The sequence below is a fragment of the Burkholderia sp. BCC1047 genome, assembly GCF_902833155.1.
Taxonomy (GTDB): domain Bacteria; phylum Pseudomonadota; class Gammaproteobacteria; order Burkholderiales; family Burkholderiaceae; genus Burkholderia; species Burkholderia sola.
Genome location: NZ_CADFEH010000009.1, coordinates 40,124 through 54,859, shown reverse-complemented (window position 1 = coordinate 54,859; position 14,736 = coordinate 40,124). Strand labels below are relative to the sequence as shown.

General features: G+C 66.7%; 11 protein-coding genes. 3 read left to right on the top strand and 8 right to left on the bottom strand.

Features of this window, described 5'->3' with window-relative positions; translation table 11 throughout:
- Window positions 1-12: 12 nt before the first annotated feature.
- The gene (locus HWX55_RS12055) at window positions 13-1,464 is read left to right on the top strand and encodes an NAD-dependent succinate-semialdehyde dehydrogenase (protein WP_175975779.1); all 1,452 of its coding nucleotides are present in this window, start codon (window positions 13-15) and stop codon (window positions 1,462-1,464) included.
- A 42-nt stretch (window positions 1,465-1,506) separates the two neighbouring features.
- Here HWX55_RS12055 and HWX55_RS12050 read toward each other — a convergent pair whose 3' ends face one another.
- Window positions 1,507-2,235 carry an IclR family transcriptional regulator gene (locus HWX55_RS12050; RefSeq protein WP_039356037.1) on the bottom strand — a complete coding sequence of 243 codons (729 nt, stop codon included), beginning with the start codon at window positions 2,233-2,235 and terminating at the stop codon, window positions 1,507-1,509.
- Window positions 2,236-2,549: 314 nt separating this feature from the next.
- Between HWX55_RS12050 and HWX55_RS12045 the strand changes: the two genes are divergently transcribed.
- Window positions 2,550-3,605 (top strand): porin, encoded by a 1,056-nt coding sequence (locus HWX55_RS12045; protein WP_175975778.1) that lies wholly within the window; start codon window positions 2,550-2,552, stop codon window positions 3,603-3,605.
- Between the two features lie 63 nt (window positions 3,606-3,668).
- Here HWX55_RS12045 and HWX55_RS12040 read toward each other — a convergent pair whose 3' ends face one another.
- The 6 genes from HWX55_RS12040 to HWX55_RS12015 all read right to left on the bottom strand — a co-directional run bounded on the left by HWX55_RS12040 (window position 3,669) and on the right by HWX55_RS12015 (window position 11,533).
- Window positions 3,669-4,817, bottom strand: a complete 1,149-nt coding sequence (locus HWX55_RS12040) for a porin (protein WP_175975777.1) — start codon at window positions 4,815-4,817, stop codon at window positions 3,669-3,671.
- Window positions 4,818-5,012: 195 nt separating this feature from the next.
- On the bottom strand, window positions 5,013-5,576 hold the full coding sequence (locus HWX55_RS12035; RefSeq protein ID WP_175975776.1) for a cytochrome b/b6 domain-containing protein: 564 nt from the start codon (window positions 5,574-5,576) through the stop codon (window positions 5,013-5,015).
- A 151-nt stretch (window positions 5,577-5,727) separates the two neighbouring features.
- A complete protein-coding gene (locus tag HWX55_RS12030; protein ID WP_175975775.1) occupies window positions 5,728-7,092 on the bottom strand; it encodes an aspartate aminotransferase family protein in 1,365 nt (454 codons plus the stop codon).
- Window positions 7,093-7,155: 63 nt separating this feature from the next.
- Window positions 7,156-8,598, bottom strand: a complete 1,443-nt coding sequence (locus HWX55_RS12025) for an aldehyde dehydrogenase family protein (RefSeq protein WP_175975774.1) — start codon at window positions 8,596-8,598, stop codon at window positions 7,156-7,158.
- Between the two features lie 258 nt (window positions 8,599-8,856).
- The gene (locus tag HWX55_RS12020; RefSeq protein ID WP_175975773.1) at window positions 8,857-10,296 is read right to left on the bottom strand and encodes an APC family permease; all 1,440 of its coding nucleotides are present in this window, start codon (window positions 10,294-10,296) and stop codon (window positions 8,857-8,859) included.
- A 292-nt stretch (window positions 10,297-10,588) separates the two neighbouring features.
- A complete protein-coding gene (locus HWX55_RS12015) occupies window positions 10,589-11,533 on the bottom strand; it encodes a helix-turn-helix domain-containing protein (RefSeq protein WP_050016792.1) in 945 nt (314 codons plus the stop codon).
- Between the two features lie 582 nt (window positions 11,534-12,115).
- Between HWX55_RS12015 and HWX55_RS12010 the strand changes: the two genes are divergently transcribed.
- Window positions 12,116-13,444 carry an MFS transporter gene (locus HWX55_RS12010; protein ID WP_175975772.1) on the top strand — a complete coding sequence of 443 codons (1,329 nt, stop codon included), beginning with the start codon at window positions 12,116-12,118 and terminating at the stop codon, window positions 13,442-13,444.
- Window positions 13,445-13,477: 33 nt separating this feature from the next.
- Here the strand turns inward: HWX55_RS12010 and HWX55_RS12005 are convergent, their stop codons facing one another.
- A complete protein-coding gene (locus HWX55_RS12005; RefSeq protein WP_175975771.1) occupies window positions 13,478-14,536 on the bottom strand; it encodes a LacI family DNA-binding transcriptional regulator in 1,059 nt (352 codons plus the stop codon).
- Between the last annotated feature and the right edge of the window lie 200 nt (window positions 14,537-14,736).

Here is a 14,736-nt window from a genome sequence, read left to right as displayed (position 1 = left end):
CTGACTTCCCGCATGACGCCTGGTGCGCAACGCGACTACGCGTCGCTCCATCTGTATATCGACGGCCGGTTCCTTCAAGCCGATGGCCGGCGCACGCAGCTGGTTCTCGATCCGGGAACCGGCTGCGTGCTCGGCGACTTGCCGCATGCGACGCCGGACGATATCGATGCCGCGGTGCGCGCCGCGCATCGTGCGTTCGCGACGTGGCGCCGCGAGTCGCCGCTCGCGCGCTCGGACATCCTGCGCCGCGCGGCTGCGCTGGTGCGCGAGCGTGCGCCGGCGATTGGCCGTCACATCACGATGGATCAGGGCAAGCCGCTTCGCGAGGCGATCGCCGAGGTCGTGTCGTCCGCCGAGCAGCTCGAATGGCATGCGGAGGAGGGGCGTCGCACCTATGGCCGCGTCGTGCCGTCGCGCTCGCCGGACGTCGCGCAGACGGTGTTGCGCGAACCGATCGGCGTGTGCGCGGCGTTCTCGCCGTGGAATTTTCCGTTCAGCCAGGCGATGCACAAGATCGCGGCCGCGCTTGCGTCGGGCTGCACGCTGGTGCTGAAAGGGCCGGAGGAATCGCCGAGCGCGATCGTCGCGCTCGCGCGCATCTTTCACGATGCCGGCTTGCCCGCGGGTTGCCTGAACATCGTCTGGGGCGTGCCGGCCGATGTGTCGAGGCAACTGATCGAGTCGCCGCTCGTGCGCAAGATCTCGTTCACGGGTTCGGTGCCGGTCGGCAAGCAACTGGCGGCGCTCGCCGCGTCGCACATGAAGCGCGTGACCATGGAGCTGGGCGGGCATGCGCCGGTGCTGGTCTGTGCGGACGCCGATATCGACCGCGCCGCGACGATGCTGGCCGCGTACAAGTTTCGCAATGCCGGGCAGGTTTGCGTGTCGCCGACGCGGTTCTTCGTGCAACGCCCGGTGTTCGACCGGTTCGTCGCCGCGTATCTCGAGGCGGTCGGCAAGATTCGCGTCGGCTACGGGCTGGAAGAGGCGACCACGATGGGGCCGCTTGCGCACGCGCGGCGCGTATCCGAGATCGACGCGTTCGTTGCCGACGCGAAGACGAAAGGGGCGGAAATCGCATGCGGCGGGACGCGCGTGGCCGGACCAGGGCACTACTTCGCGCCGACGGTCGTACTGGGCCCGGCGCGCGACACGCGGCTGATGAACGAGGAGCCGTTCGGCCCGATCGTCGGGATCGTGCCGTTCGACGCGCTCGACGATGCGCTCGACGAAGCGAACCGCTTGCCGTTCGGTCTTGCGTCGTACGCGTTCACGACGTCGGCGCGCGATGCGCACCGGATCGGCCGCGCGCTCGAAGCCGGCATGGTCAACATCAATCACTTCGGGATGGGGCCGGCGGAGATTCCGTTCGGCGGCGTGAAGGACAGCGGCTTCGGCAGCGAGGGCGGAATGGAGACGTTCGACGGCTATCTGGTCACCAAATTCATCACGCAGATGAACTGACCGGATGTCGGTCGACCGTCGCGCGCGACGACGGTCGCATGCTCAGGTCGCGTCGCCGATCTGGGCGGTGGCGTCGATCAGCAGCTTGCCGAGCACGTGCTCGTCGAACAGCGCGAAGTGCTCGGCGCGAAAGACCAGCGACAGGCTGCTGTTGACCTCGCCGCTGCTGGCCGTGCGAATCGGTGCGGCGATGCCGACGAACCCTTCATCGAGTTCGCCGCGCGAGATCCAGTATCCCGCGTCGACGATCTGCTGGCACGCGCGCCAGAACTGCGTCCAGTCGCTCGCGAACTCGCCGAGCTCGGCGTTGTGGCGTTCGTGCAGGCGCTTCAGCCGCGCGCGCGACATCGCGGCGACGATCACTTTCGACGACGCGCCCTGGAACAGCGGCATGATGCGGCCGCGGCCGAAACCGAGTTGCAGGTTCTCGGCGCCGGTTTCGTGCATCACGTTGATGATCTGCTCGTCGAACAGCGTCGACACGAGCGCGTCGCCGCCAGTGACCTGGACCAGCTTCTGGATCACGGGCTTCGCGGCGGTCAGCGTCGGGTCCGACTGCCGCATGTTGTAGTCGAGATGGATGATGCGCGGGCCCAGCGTATAGCGGCCGTTGGTGCCGACGAGCAGGCCGACGGAGGCCAGTTCCTTCACGTAGCGATAGCACGTGGTGCGCGAAAAACCCATGTGTTCGGCGATTTCCTCGGCGGTCATCGACGTCGCCGACGAAGAGAAGACGTCGAGGATGGACAGCATTTTGGTGAGGCTCGACATGACGTAATCCGGGATCAGGCGGCTTGCGGCTAGGGAACGCGAAGGGCGAATGCGGTTTCGGGTTGCCGCGCTGCGGCACGGCATGCAGCGCCGCAGGCGACAGGCCGTAGTCTAACTTAAGTCGTGCGGGCGGCAACGGGGAACCGCATCGATGCTTGTGTGGTACGCGATGCCGGCGCATCGACGTGGCTCGCTTCGCCATCTATTGATATGGATTCCTATTTTAGAAAATGAAATCGCACTGGATCGATGTTGCTGCCGCGCCGGCCGGTTCACGCGTGCATCGTCCGGGAAAATTCGATGAGGAGAAGCAGATGAAACGGTGGTTCCGGATGGTGGCATGGTGCGGCTGCGGTGCCGTCGCACCGGCGTTCGCGCAATCGAGCGTGACGCTCTACGGTTCGCTGGACACGGGTGTGACCTATACGAGCGACGTGGCGTCCGCCCCGCGCGGCGGACGTCAGATCGCGTTGCAGGCCGGCGTGTCGCGCAACGACGTGTGGGGCCTGACGGGCAGGGAGGATCTCGGCGGCGCCAGCTATGCGGTCTTCCGGCTCGAAAGCCAATTCCAGACGTCCGACGGTGCGCTGACCGTGCCGGGCTCCGCATTCAGTTCGCAAGCGTACGTCGGGCTCGGCGGCGACTGGGGGGCCGTGACGCTCGGGCGCCAGTTCGATTTCGTCGGCGATCTGATGCCGGCTTTCGCGATCGGTGCGAACACGCCGGCCGGCCTGCTCGCGTGGGGCTTGCCCGCGAACGCGTCGGCGGGCGGCGCGCTCGACAACCGCGTATGGGGCGTCCAGGTGAACAATGCGGTGAAGTACGTGAGCCCGACATTCGGCGGATTGTCGTTCGGCGGCCTATGGGGGTTCGGCAACGTGCCCGGCACGGTCGCACGCAGCAGTGTGCAAAGCGCGATGCTGTCGTACACGCAAGGCGCGTTCAGCGCCGCGCTCGCTTATTTCGGCCAGCACGACGTGACGGTGGGAGGCAATCTGCGCAATGTCTCGGGCGGCGCAGGCTACAACGTCGGGCCGTATCGTGTCTTCGGCATGGTGTCGGACGTGCGGATCAGCGCCGCCGCGCCGCTGCGGGCCACCACGTATGACGCCGGGTTGACCTATGCGGTCATGCCGGCGTTGCAGCTGGGCGGCGGCTTCCAGTACCAGCAGCGCGGCGGCGACATCGGCTCGGCCAACCAGATCACGTTGAGCGTCGACTATTCGCTGTCGAAGCGGTCCGGCCTTTACGCGGTATTCGCACGCGGGCACGACAGTGCGTATGGCGCGCAGGTCGAGGCGGCGCTCGGCGGGGCGGCGTCCGGCTCGACGCAGACCGCGGTTCGGCTCGGGCTGCGGCATCAGTTCTGACGACGCGCGAGGAACACGGGCTGCCGCGTATGCCGCGCGCGAGCCCGTGTTGTTCCGCCGAGTTCAGAACCGATGCATCATTCCGACGCGCAACGCCAACTGGTTGCGGCCCGACGACTGTCCGGCCGTGCCCAGCACGTGCGCGTAGTCGAAGTCGGTGCCGGTATGGCCGGTTGCATGCTGGTACGCTCCCTGGATGTACGTCGAGGTCCGCTTGCTCAGATCGTAGTCGAGCATCATCGACATCTGATGCCAGCTCGGCGACGCATCGCCTGCCGCCGTCGCGACATGCGCATGCGTGTAGGCATAGGCGGCGCCGAGCCAGAGGTCCGGCCGGAAGAAATACTGGCCGTTGACCTCGAAGTTGTCGAACTTCCACGCGTGCTGCGAGCCTGCGGCCGGCTGGTTCGCGAAGTACAGATTCGACTCGGGGTTGGTCACGTCGACGTGCGAGTACGCGGCGGACAGCGTCAGCTTGTCGCTGAACTTGTACGACATGCCGGCATCGATGTTCTGCTGCGAGCGGCCGCTGAAAACCGTGTCGTCGCTCGACAACGCCCCGCCCGTGGTTGCGCCGCCGTTGTTGGCCTTCAGGTACGCGACGGCGGCGGAGAACGCGCCGGCCTGGTACTGCACGGCGGCGCTATAGACGCGATTGCGGGCGAAGCCGCCCGCCTGATTCGCGAGCCCGTAGAGCACTTCGCCCTTGAAGCCGGCGTAGGAGGGCGACACGTACTTGACGCTGTTCTGGATGCGGTAGTCCCAGTCGGCGTTGTCGTTGTCGTACGGGTGCGCGCCGAAGTCGCCGAGCCAGTTGCCGGTGGCCGTGAACGGGCTCCACATGTCGAGCGTGGGATCGTACTGGCGGCCGAACGTCAGCGTGCCGAACCGGTCGGAATCGAGCCCGACGTAGGCTTGCCGGCCGAACATCCGCGACGTCACGCCGAGCGCGCCGGTGCTCGCGTTGAAGCCGTTCTCGAGCTGGAACAGCGCTCTGAGCCCGCCGCCGAGATCCTCGGTGCCTTTCAGCCCCCAGTTGCTGCCGACGGTATCGCCGCTGACCATCTGGTACGCCTTGCTGCCGCCCGCGTTGCTCGTGAAGTTGACGCCTTCGTCGATCAGGCCGTACAGCGTCACGGTGCTTTGCGCATGGGCTGTCAGGCCGAATCCCATCGCGCTCGCGGCCGATACGGCCGCTATCATCTTCTTCATCGTCGATCTCCAGGTGTGGGCGGCACACGCGGCGCGGCGCGGTTTCCGACGGCATGCGTCAGCACCGGACGCGTGTAGCGGGTCCGCTTGTCGTTAGTAAAACGAAATATGAAATGCGAAGAAAAGGGGCCCGCCGCGATCGGGCGGAGCGAATGAGGAACCGCGCCGGGCGCGCGGTTCCGCGTGGCGGCGGCGTTACAGCATCCGCCGCAGCACGTCGTTTTCCGGGTTGCGGTCGAAGAACCGGTGTTTCAGCGCGCCAAGCACATGCAGTACGATGAGCGCGAGCAACGTATAGGCGAGCGTTTTGTGCAGCCATTGAAACGCCTCGAACCAATGGTCGTTCTTCGGCAGCAACTCGGGTACGCGGAAAAAGAAGAACGGCACGCCGTCGCTCTGCGTATACGTGCTGGACATCGAATAGCCCATCAGCGGCACGATGATCGCGAGCGCATACAGCAGATAGTGGCCGATCTTGGCTAGCGTGCGATCGAGCGTCGGCAGCGTGGAAGGCAGCGGCGGCAACGGCTTCATAGACCGAATCGCCAGTTGCGTGACGACCACCAGCAGCGTGAGCACGCCGAACTCCTTGTGCGTCGGGTAGTACCAATCGAACTTGGCCGGCAGGTTGTCGTCGAGCCGGACCATCGTCCAGCCGGTCCACAGCTGCGCGCCGATCAGGATCGCCCTGACCCAGTGCAGCAGCCGAAGCGCGAGCGGGTATTTCTCCACCGAGAAAGCAACGACCTGGTTGTCCATTTGACTTGTCTTCCTTTGAAACGACATTGCGACAGGCGGGAGGCCGATCGTCGACTTCGACGTCCCGCGGCGATCTTCGTCGAACCGAGGCCGGATGGCGACGCGCACGGACCTTCGGCGAAAAATCCGTGCGCCGGGCTGTTTCGCGCGGTCAGGCGATCGCGCGCGAATCCGCGCAGCACTCCTGCAATGCCTCGCGCAGCGTCACGGCCATGAAGTCGGCTTCGCCTGGCTGCAACGTCAGCGGCGGCGACATCACCACCTTGTTCGCGATCGCCCGCACCAGCACGCCGCGCCGGCGCGCGGCATCGGCCACGCGGGCGGCGAACCCCTTGCCCGGATCGAGCGGCGTGCGGCTGGCCTTGTCGGTCACCAGATCGAGCGCCAGCATCAACCCCTTGCCGCGGACGTCGCCGACGGTCTCGAAGTCGGCCTTCAGCGGCAGCAATTGCTCGAGCAGGCGCTGGCCGACCCGCGCCGCATTGCCCGGCAGATCCTCGGCCTCGACGATGTCGAGCACCGCGAGCGACGCGGCGCACGCGAGCGGATGCCCGCTGTACGTATAGCCGTGCATGACCACGTGCGAGAAGCCCGCGCCATGTTCGATCGCGTCGGCGATGCGCCCGTTGTACAGCGTCGCGCCGAGCGGCACGTAGCCGGCGGAAATGCCCTTGGCGACGCACAGGATGTCGGCGGCGACGCCCCAGCCGCGGCTGCCGAGCAGGCTGCCGGTGCGGCCGAAGCCGGTGACCACCTCGTCCGCGATCAGCAGGATGCCGTTACGGTCGCACACGGCCCGCACGCGCGCCCAGTAATCGGCCGGCGGGACGATCAGGCCGCCGGCGCCCTGCACCGGTTCGGCGACGAACGCGGCGATGGTCTGCGGGCCGTGGAACGCGATCGTTTCCTCGAGCTGCCGGATGCAGTGCTCGACGAGTTGTTGCGGATCGTCGCAATTCCACGGATTGCGATAGAGCCAAGGCGTGTCGAGCAGCACGCAGCCGGGCAGCAGCGGGCCATGATTGTAATGGTAGACGCCGTTGCCGCCGATCGACGTGCCGCCCATATGCACGCCGTGATAGCCGTTGCGCAGCGACAGGAATTTCGTGCGCGACGGCTCGCCCGCGGCGACCCAGTACTGTCGCGCCATCTTGAGCGCGGTCTCGATCGCGTCGGAGCCGCCGCTGCCGAACATCACCCGCTGCATGTCTTCCTGCGCGAACATCGCGCACAGGCGGTCGGCCAGATCGTAGACGCGCGGATGGGCGACGCCGTCGAAGGTCTGGTAGTACGAGAGTTCATCCATCTGCCGCGCGATCGCGCTTTTCACTTCCGGCCGGTTGTGGCCGACGTTGACGTTCCACAGTCCGCCGACGCCGTCGAGCATGCGGTGGCCGTCGACGTCGTACACGTAGTTGCCGTCGCCGCGCTCGATGATCACGGTGGGGGTCGTATGTCCGGCGGCCGCCGAGCTCATCGGGTGCCAGAATCGTTTTTCACGCTTTTGATAGTCCATGGTGTCTCTCGTCTCTCTTGCGAAGTACTTGAACAGGGTTGGGGCGCGGTGTGCGCCGTCGGGTCACAGGGCTGCGGTGACGATCTTTTCCTCGAGGTACGAATCGAGCGCGGCCTTCGACAGGTCGCGCCCGATCCCGCTTTGCTTGGTGCCGCCCCACGGCAGGCGCGCGTCGATCGGGCTCCACGCATTGATCGCGACCGCGCCGACGTCGAGCCGTTCGGCGACGCGGTGCGCGGTGCCGACGTCCTGCGTCCACACGGAAGCGGACAGGCCGAACGGCGTGTCGTTGGCGATGCGAACGGCGTCGTCCTCGGTCTCGAACGGCATCACCATGCCGACCGGGCCGAACACCTCGTCGCGGGCGATCCGCATGCCCGGATGAACGCCGCCCAGAATCGTCGGGCGCATGAAGCAGCCGCGCGGCGGCACCTGTTCGTCGCCGGCGAGCATCACCGCGCCTTCGGCGAGCGCGCCGTCGACGAGCGCGCGGACGCGCGCGAGGTGGCGCGGGTTGATCAGCGCACCCATCTGCACGCCGGGCTCCGACGGCGGACCGACGCGCATCGCGCGAGCTGCGTCGGCAAGCCGTTCTTCGAGTGCCTGCGCGATCGAGCGGTGCGCGAGCACGCGCGAGCCGGCCGCGCACGTCTGCCCCTGGTTCGCGAACATGCCGGCCATCAGCGACGGAATCGCCCGGTCGAGATCGGCATCCGCGAACACGATCTGCGCGGCCTTGCCGCCGAGTTCGAGCGTGACGCGCTTGAAGGTCTTCGCTGCCACGCCCGCGATCGCGCGGCCGACCTCGGTGCTGCCGGTGAAACTGATCTTGTTCACGAGCGGGTGCGCGACCAGCGCGGCGCCGACTTCCGCGCCGACGCCGTGGACGATGTTGACGACCCCGGCGGGCAGGCCGGCTTCGCAGACGAGTTCGCCGAGCCGGGCGACGGCCAGCGGCGTGTCCTCCGACGGCTTGATGACCACCGGGCAGCCGGCCGCGAGCGCCGGCGCGAGCTTCCACACCGCGATCATCAACGGCGCGTTCCACGGGATGATCTGACCGGCGACGCCCACCGGCGCGCGCCGCGTGTAGCTGAGCGTCGGGCGGCCCATGAAGCCGTCGGTCGGAATCGTGCGGCCCTCGAGCTTGTCGGCCCAGCCGGCGAAATAGCGCAGCGTGTCGATGCACATCGGCAGGCCCATCATCCGCATCTCGGCAAGCGGGCGCCCTTGTTCGACGGCCAGGCATTCCGCCAGTGCGTCGCGGTCGCGCTCGACCAGGTCCGCCAGCCGAAGCAGCCAGCGCGCGCGGGCCGAGCCGCCCGCGCGGGCCCACGCGTCGCCGTGCAGCGCGGCGTGCGCGGCACGCACCGCGCGATCGACGTCTTCGGCGGTCGATGCGGGCACGGCGGCAACATAGTCGCCGGTCGCCGGCGCCAGCTTTTCGAAGGTACGGCCGGCCGCTGCGTCGCAATGCCTGCCGTCGATCAGGTTCTGAATTTTCATCGTCGTGTTCCGTGTTTCCCAGGGGCGAATCGTCGGGCCGAACGGGTGAGGGCGATACCCGCGGTTCGGCTTCGACGTCGCATTCACTGTATGTCGATGAAAACGCGCGCCTTGTCCGCTATCGGCAATCGTTGCGGCGCGATCGGGATAGGGAATACCCGTGCCGGCGCGACGCATCGAGAATCGCGTCGGCAGCGGGGAATGCTCGGGGAGTGAACAACGAGACGACGGTGCGGCGCGACACCGTCCGGTCGGCGGCTACTGGGCGGCGCGCCCGAGTTCGCGATACAGGTCCGGGTCGCTGCGCTTCAACCGCAGCGCGGCGCGGATGCCGAGCGCACCGACGGCGACGAGGAAATACGGAAACATCGCGACGAAGGTCGAGTCCGATCCGCTCAGCACGGACAGGTTGCGCACGACGAGCACGAGGCACGCGCCGAGCGCGATCACGCTGACGAGCGGCGCGATCAGGCGGTGCACGACGCCGGCGTCGCGGTGATCGCGCGCGAAGAACGCGATCACCGATGCCGCCACGAGGATCTGCACCGCGATGATGCCGATCGTGGCCAGCGCGCTCATCCACGAGAACACGACCGCGAACGGGTCGAGGCGGAACGCGGCCGACCCGGCGAGGGCCGCGAGCGCGATCAGCGTCTGCACCTTGCCGGCGACGTCCGGGCAACGATGCACGGGGCACGTATGGCCGAGCTTGCGCCACAGCACGCGTTCGCGGCCCATCGCGTAGAAATAGCGCGTGATCGTGTTGTGGAACGACAGGATGGCCGCGAACAGGCTCGTGACGAGCAGCACGTTCATCGCGTCCGTCGCGATGCTGCCGAGCAGCCGGCCGCTGACGGCAAACCACAGATTGGCCGGATCGCGCGCGGCCTGCGCGGCGATCGCGCGCTCGCCCCACGCCTCGACGATCGCCCACGACGACAGCGCGTAGAACGCCATGATGAGGATCACGGCGAGGTAGGTGGCGCGCGGAATCGTGCGCTTCGGGTCGCGCGCCTCCTCGGAGAAGATCGCGGTCGCCTCGAAGCCCATGTACGAGCCGAGCACGAACACGAGCGCGGTGCCGAGCCCGGGCGCGAACACCATCGCGGGGCTGAACGGTTTCGCGCTGAAGCCGTCGGCGCTCGCGCCGTGCACGACGATCGCGAGATCGAGCAGCATCACGATCGCGATTTCGCCGATCATCAGCATGCCGAGCAGCCGGCCGCTGAACTCGATGCGCCGCGCGCCGCAGAAGTGGACCGCGACCACGCACGCGAGCGCGAACGCCCACCAGGGCACGTCGACGCCGTAGTGCCGCTGGATGCTGTCGTTCAGAAAGAAGCCGAACATGCAGTAGATCGCGATCTGCACCGCGTTGTACGCGACGATCGCGACGAACGCGCCGCCTACGCCGGCGGGGCGTCCGAGCCCGTTCGCGATGTACGCGTAGAACGCGCCCGCGTTGGAGATGTGTCGGCTCATCGCCGCATAGCCGATGCTGAAGATCAGGTACATGACGCCGGCCAGCACGAATACGCCGGGCACGCCGGGGCCGTTGCCGAGCGAGAATGCCGCGGGCGTCGCGCCGACCATCGCGGTGAGCGGCGCGGCCGCGGCGACGACGAAGAAGACGATGTGGGAGAGTCCGACGGCGTTCTTGCTGAGCCCCGCTTCGGACCGGGGTGACGATTCGTTCATGATTGGGTCCCGCTGGCCGGCTCGTCCGTCAGGAGTCGACACCGGCATGCCTGATCGATATCCCCGTGCCGCGCGCCGATCCTGACGAGCCGGCAATCGATGCCGACCTCCGCCGACGACACAGGTATGCGCTTGGACGGCCGCTCGATGCGGTGCAGCGCGCATGCGAGCAAGGCCGACGACAAAATTTACGGTGCCGAAAAAACGGGCGTTGTCCGTAATCGGCAATCCGCATGCGCGGGCGCGGCAGGGGATTACCCGGATGCGACGCCGCGATGCGTTGGTCGCGGGCTCAGCTCAGGCGCGGCGTGTGCGACGGCAGTTCGTGGAAATGCTGCTGGTAGTACGCGGAGAAGCGTCCGAAGTGGCAAAAGCCGAATTGCGCCGCCGCGTCGCCGATCCGCATCGTGTCGGGCGTCGTCATCAGGAAGCGGCGCACGGCGTTCAGCCGGATCGAGCGGAGATAGGCGGTCGGCGTGGTGCCGACCACGTTCTGAAAGCTGTATTGCAGCGTGCGGCGGCTGATCCGCAGGTGATGACAGAGATCGATGACCGTCGGTACGTCGTCGGATTCCAGCGCGATTTCCTGGCTGCGGCGCACGATGTAGCTTTGCGTCGACGCCGACGGCAGCGCACCGGCATCCGGGTCGTCGGGCTGCACGAGGTCGAGCAGGATGCCGACCAGACTGTGCGCGAGCACGCGTTCGTCGAACGCATCGCGCGCGGTGAGCGAACCGCTGTCGAGCGCCTGGCCGAGCACGCGTTCGAGGCCGTCCAGCGCGTTGCGGTAGCGCGCGGGCGAGATCGGCAGCACCGGCTGCTTCAGGAAACGTGCGGGAAGGTTCGCGAGTTCGTCCACCTCGCGATCGGCCGCGAGCGTGCGGTCGATTGTGAACGCGAGCACCTCGGTGTCGCACGGCAGGTGGGCGACGAATTCCTCGCCGCCGCGCAGCGTCAGCAGGCTCGGCCGCTCGACGGTGCGCCCCTGGACCACGGGCGCGACCGCACTGGCGATCGGCAGCGCGAAGCAGAGTCGGTCGCGCGGCGCGAGGCCGTGCTGCATCACGCGCTGGTTGATGCGTTCGCGAAAGACGTGAAAACGCTGGCCGGCGACCTGGCGCAGCGTGGTCGTCGCGGTGCCCGGACTGATCTGGTCGTAGTGCTGCGACCAGTTCACGATCGCCTGGGAATGGAGGAACACATCCGAGAAGCACAGTGTTTCAGCGCGCAGGTTCATGGCGTGGCGAATGCATCCCGTTTCAAATTCGATGCCGGTCGAAGCCGGCTCATGCTGCCGGCGCGGGCAGCGCGATCGCGCCATGTGCGCGCGCCGCCCGGATGGCTTTCCGAACGCGCGGTGCGACGCGGTCAGTCCTGCCGACGATCATATCCAGAAAAAAACACTGCGTGACGCGATCGAAAAGTCCGGTGGCGTTTGTCGAGCGAGCGGCCCGCGGAGGTGACGGCGCATAACCAAACCGAAAGAAATTCGGGTGCCGGGCGATATCGACAGACAAATGTCGTTGACAACCCTATTTTTTTAAAATCTCATTATAAGGGATTAAATTTATTTTTTGCGGTGGGGTTTACGCATGGCGTCATGCGCTGCCGAGTAACGGGGGCTTCATGGTCAACACGATCGTGCACGATCGGTATTTTCTTACAAAACTGTCGGATGCCGATTCACGTCATGGCCCAGGCTACGCGCGACGCATCCTCTCGTGTTAACTACCAATAAATCCCGAAATACGGGATTTGTATAATTACCCCGCAACGCCTCGCCTGTTCGTGACGCCTGTCCACATACCGGGAGCGGTCCATGTCCGAGTCACCCCCTGCCTTGTTGTATCGCCGGATCGCGCTGCGCGTGATTCCGTTTCTGTTCGTCTGCTACGTCGTCAACTTCATCGATCGCGTCAACATCGGGTTCGCCAAGCTGCAGTTCCTGCAGGACCTCGGCTTGAGCGAAGCCGTATTCGGCTCCGCGACGGCCATCTTCTTCATCAGTTACGCCGCATTCGAGGTGCCGAGCAACCTGCTGCTGGCGCGCATCGGCGCGAGCCGCACGCTGATGCGGATCATGGTGCTGTGGGGCCTGTGCACGGTCGCGCAGATGTTCGTGACCGGCAGCGTGTCGCTGTACGTGGTGCGCTTCCTGCTCGGCGCCGCCGAGGCCGGCTTCTTTCCGGGCCTGATCCTGTACCTGTCGTACTGGTTTCCGGATAGGGTGCGCGCCCGCGTCAACAGCGTGCTGCTGCTCGCCGTTCCGGTCGCGGGGATGATCGGCGGACCGCTGTCCGGCTGGATCATGGCGCACCTGCAGGACACGATGGGGTTGCGCGGATGGCAGTGGCTGTTCCTGATCGAGGGATTGCCGGCCATCGCGCTCGGGCTGGTTGCGCCGCTGATGCTGAGCGACCGGCCGGAACGGGCGGCATGGCTGGCGCCTGCGGACCGGCAGGCGCTCTTGCGCGATCTGGACGCGGAGCGGGCGTCGGCCGTGGTCGGCCATGTCCGGGCGGGCGTGCTCGACATCGTTCGCCATGCGCGCGTGCTGGGGCTGGCGGCGATCTATTTTTGCGTCTACGTCGGGATGGGGACGGTGACGTTCTGGTCGCCCACGGTGCTGAAGGCGGCCGGGGTCGCGAGCGTCACCGGAATCGGTTGGTTGTCCGGATTGATTTCCGTCTTCACGATGATCGGCAACGTGGCGATCGCATGGAGTTCCGACCGATACGGCGAGCGCCGCTGGCATACGGTGGCCTGCATGCTCGTCACCGCGTGCAGTCTGCTGCTGCTGCGCTTCTCGGTCGGCCATGTAGGAATCACCGTCGCGTTGCTGGCGATCGCGCAGCTGTGCGCGTTCACCGTGCCGATCGTGTTCTGGACGATTCCGTCTGCCCAACTGACCGGCCGGGCGGCGGCGGCCGGCATCGCGGTGATCAGCATGCTGGGTTCGCTCGGCGGCGCGTTCAGTTCGTGGCTGGTCGGCATCCTGTTCGCACGTACCGGCGCGCCGTATGCCGGGTTCGCGGTGGTCGCGGGGCTGCTGGTGGTCGGCTCGGTGCTGGTGACGAGCCTGGTGCCGCGCACGCTGCCGTCGCGCCGCACGGCGAGCGAACGGGCCGCGTTGCAGGGCGTTGAGTAGTGCGCGGCCGGGGGCGGATGCCGCGTTCGTCGATCAAGTGGCCGAGCGATTGCGCGACGGCGAGGCTTTCGCCGCGACCGCACCGTGCGCGGGGCCGGTCGATTGTCGAATGACGAGTTCGGCCGGCAGCACGATGCGAGGGGCCACCGATTCGTCGCTGTCGATCTGTGCCAGCAACGTGTTGACCGCGGCGCGTCCCATCGGCCCGAACGGTTGGCGTATCGTCGTGAGCGGCGGATGAACCTGCGACGCCATCGGAATGTCGTCGAAGCCGATCACGGAGACGTCGTGCGGGACTTTCAGGCCCATTTCCCTTGCCGCCGCGATGACGCCGAACGCACTCAGGTCGTTCGCCGCGAAGATCGCGGTCGGGCGTGCCGGCAGCGCAAGCAATTGCGATGCCGCGTCGAACGCCTTCATCTGTGACAGATCGCCTTGCGCGATCAAGCCGGGATCGTCGGCCAGACGCAATCGGGCGACCGCATCGAGATAGCCGCGCCGCCGGTCGCGCACGCCTTCGATGGACTCGTCGCCGCTGATGAAGGCGACGCGCGTATGCCCGAGTTCCGCCAGATGTTCGACTGCGCGCAATGCGCCGCCATAGTTGTCGACGGAGATGGACGGAAACCCGGCGAGCGCGCCGCGCTGATCGATGACGACGACCGGGACGTTCGCGGCGGCGAGCGCGTCGAAGTAGATCGAATCGCGCGGCAGGATGGCGACGACGCCGTCGGTGAACTGCTTCATCAACCCGAGCACGGACTGATGCGAGTGACGGTCTTCGTCGAATACCGTGTACACGAAGGTCTCGTACCCGGCTACCCGCGCGGCGCGCCCCACGCCAATGATCAGTTCACCGACGAATTCGTTGTCGAGCGTGGGCGTCACGATGCCGATGATGCCATTGCGTCCGCCGGACAGCTTCTGCGCGCTGCGGTTGACGACATACCCGATGTTCGCCGCGACTCTCAAGATTTCCTCGCGCGTTTCCTGCGAAACGCCCGGGCGGTCGTTGAGCGCTCGCGATGCGGTCATCTGTGACACGCCCGCGATACGCGCGACATGGGCGAGAGTGGGATTCTGTTTGCTCATTGGCGAGGTCGTGCGGTGAAGGGGGTTATCCGGGCCCCACGCGTTCCGCAATGGATGATAGCGATAACGTCCGGTTTTTCCTGTTTATTCTAACAGGTCACATGCGGATCAGGAATTGAACCGATGCGAGCGATACGGCTCGAGCCGCTTCCTGCCTGGCTAGCGGGCCATTTTCATGCGAATTGACCGGCGCAGGCGGG

Excerpts from the sequence above, each read along its gene's own strand:
- HWX55_RS12055 (WP_175975779.1), top strand. The coding sequence starts at position 13 with ATGACGCCTGGTGCGCAACGCGACTACGCGTCGCTCCATCTGTATATC.
- HWX55_RS12050 (WP_039356037.1), bottom strand. The coding sequence starts at position 2,235 with ATGTCGAGCCTCACCAAAATGCTGTCCATCCTCGACGTCTTCTCTTCG.
- HWX55_RS12045 (WP_175975778.1), top strand. The coding sequence starts at position 2,550 with ATGAAACGGTGGTTCCGGATGGTGGCATGGTGCGGCTGCGGTGCCGTC.
- HWX55_RS12040 (WP_175975777.1), bottom strand. The coding sequence starts at position 4,817 with ATGAAGAAGATGATAGCGGCCGTATCGGCCGCGAGCGCGATGGGATTC.
- HWX55_RS12035 (WP_175975776.1), bottom strand. The coding sequence starts at position 5,576 with ATGGACAACCAGGTCGTTGCTTTCTCGGTGGAGAAATACCCGCTCGCG.
- HWX55_RS12030 (WP_175975775.1), bottom strand. The coding sequence starts at position 7,092 with ATGGACTATCAAAAGCGTGAAAAACGATTCTGGCACCCGATGAGCTCG.
- HWX55_RS12025 (WP_175975774.1), bottom strand. The coding sequence starts at position 8,598 with ATGAAAATTCAGAACCTGATCGACGGCAGGCATTGCGACGCAGCGGCC.
- HWX55_RS12020 (WP_175975773.1), bottom strand. The coding sequence starts at position 10,296 with ATGAACGAATCGTCACCCCGGTCCGAAGCGGGGCTCAGCAAGAACGCC.
- HWX55_RS12015 (WP_050016792.1), bottom strand. The coding sequence starts at position 11,533 with ATGAACCTGCGCGCTGAAACACTGTGCTTCTCGGATGTGTTCCTCCAT.
- HWX55_RS12010 (WP_175975772.1), top strand. The coding sequence starts at position 12,116 with ATGTCCGAGTCACCCCCTGCCTTGTTGTATCGCCGGATCGCGCTGCGC.
- HWX55_RS12005 (WP_175975771.1), bottom strand. The coding sequence starts at position 14,536 with ATGAGCAAACAGAATCCCACTCTCGCCCATGTCGCGCGTATCGCGGGC.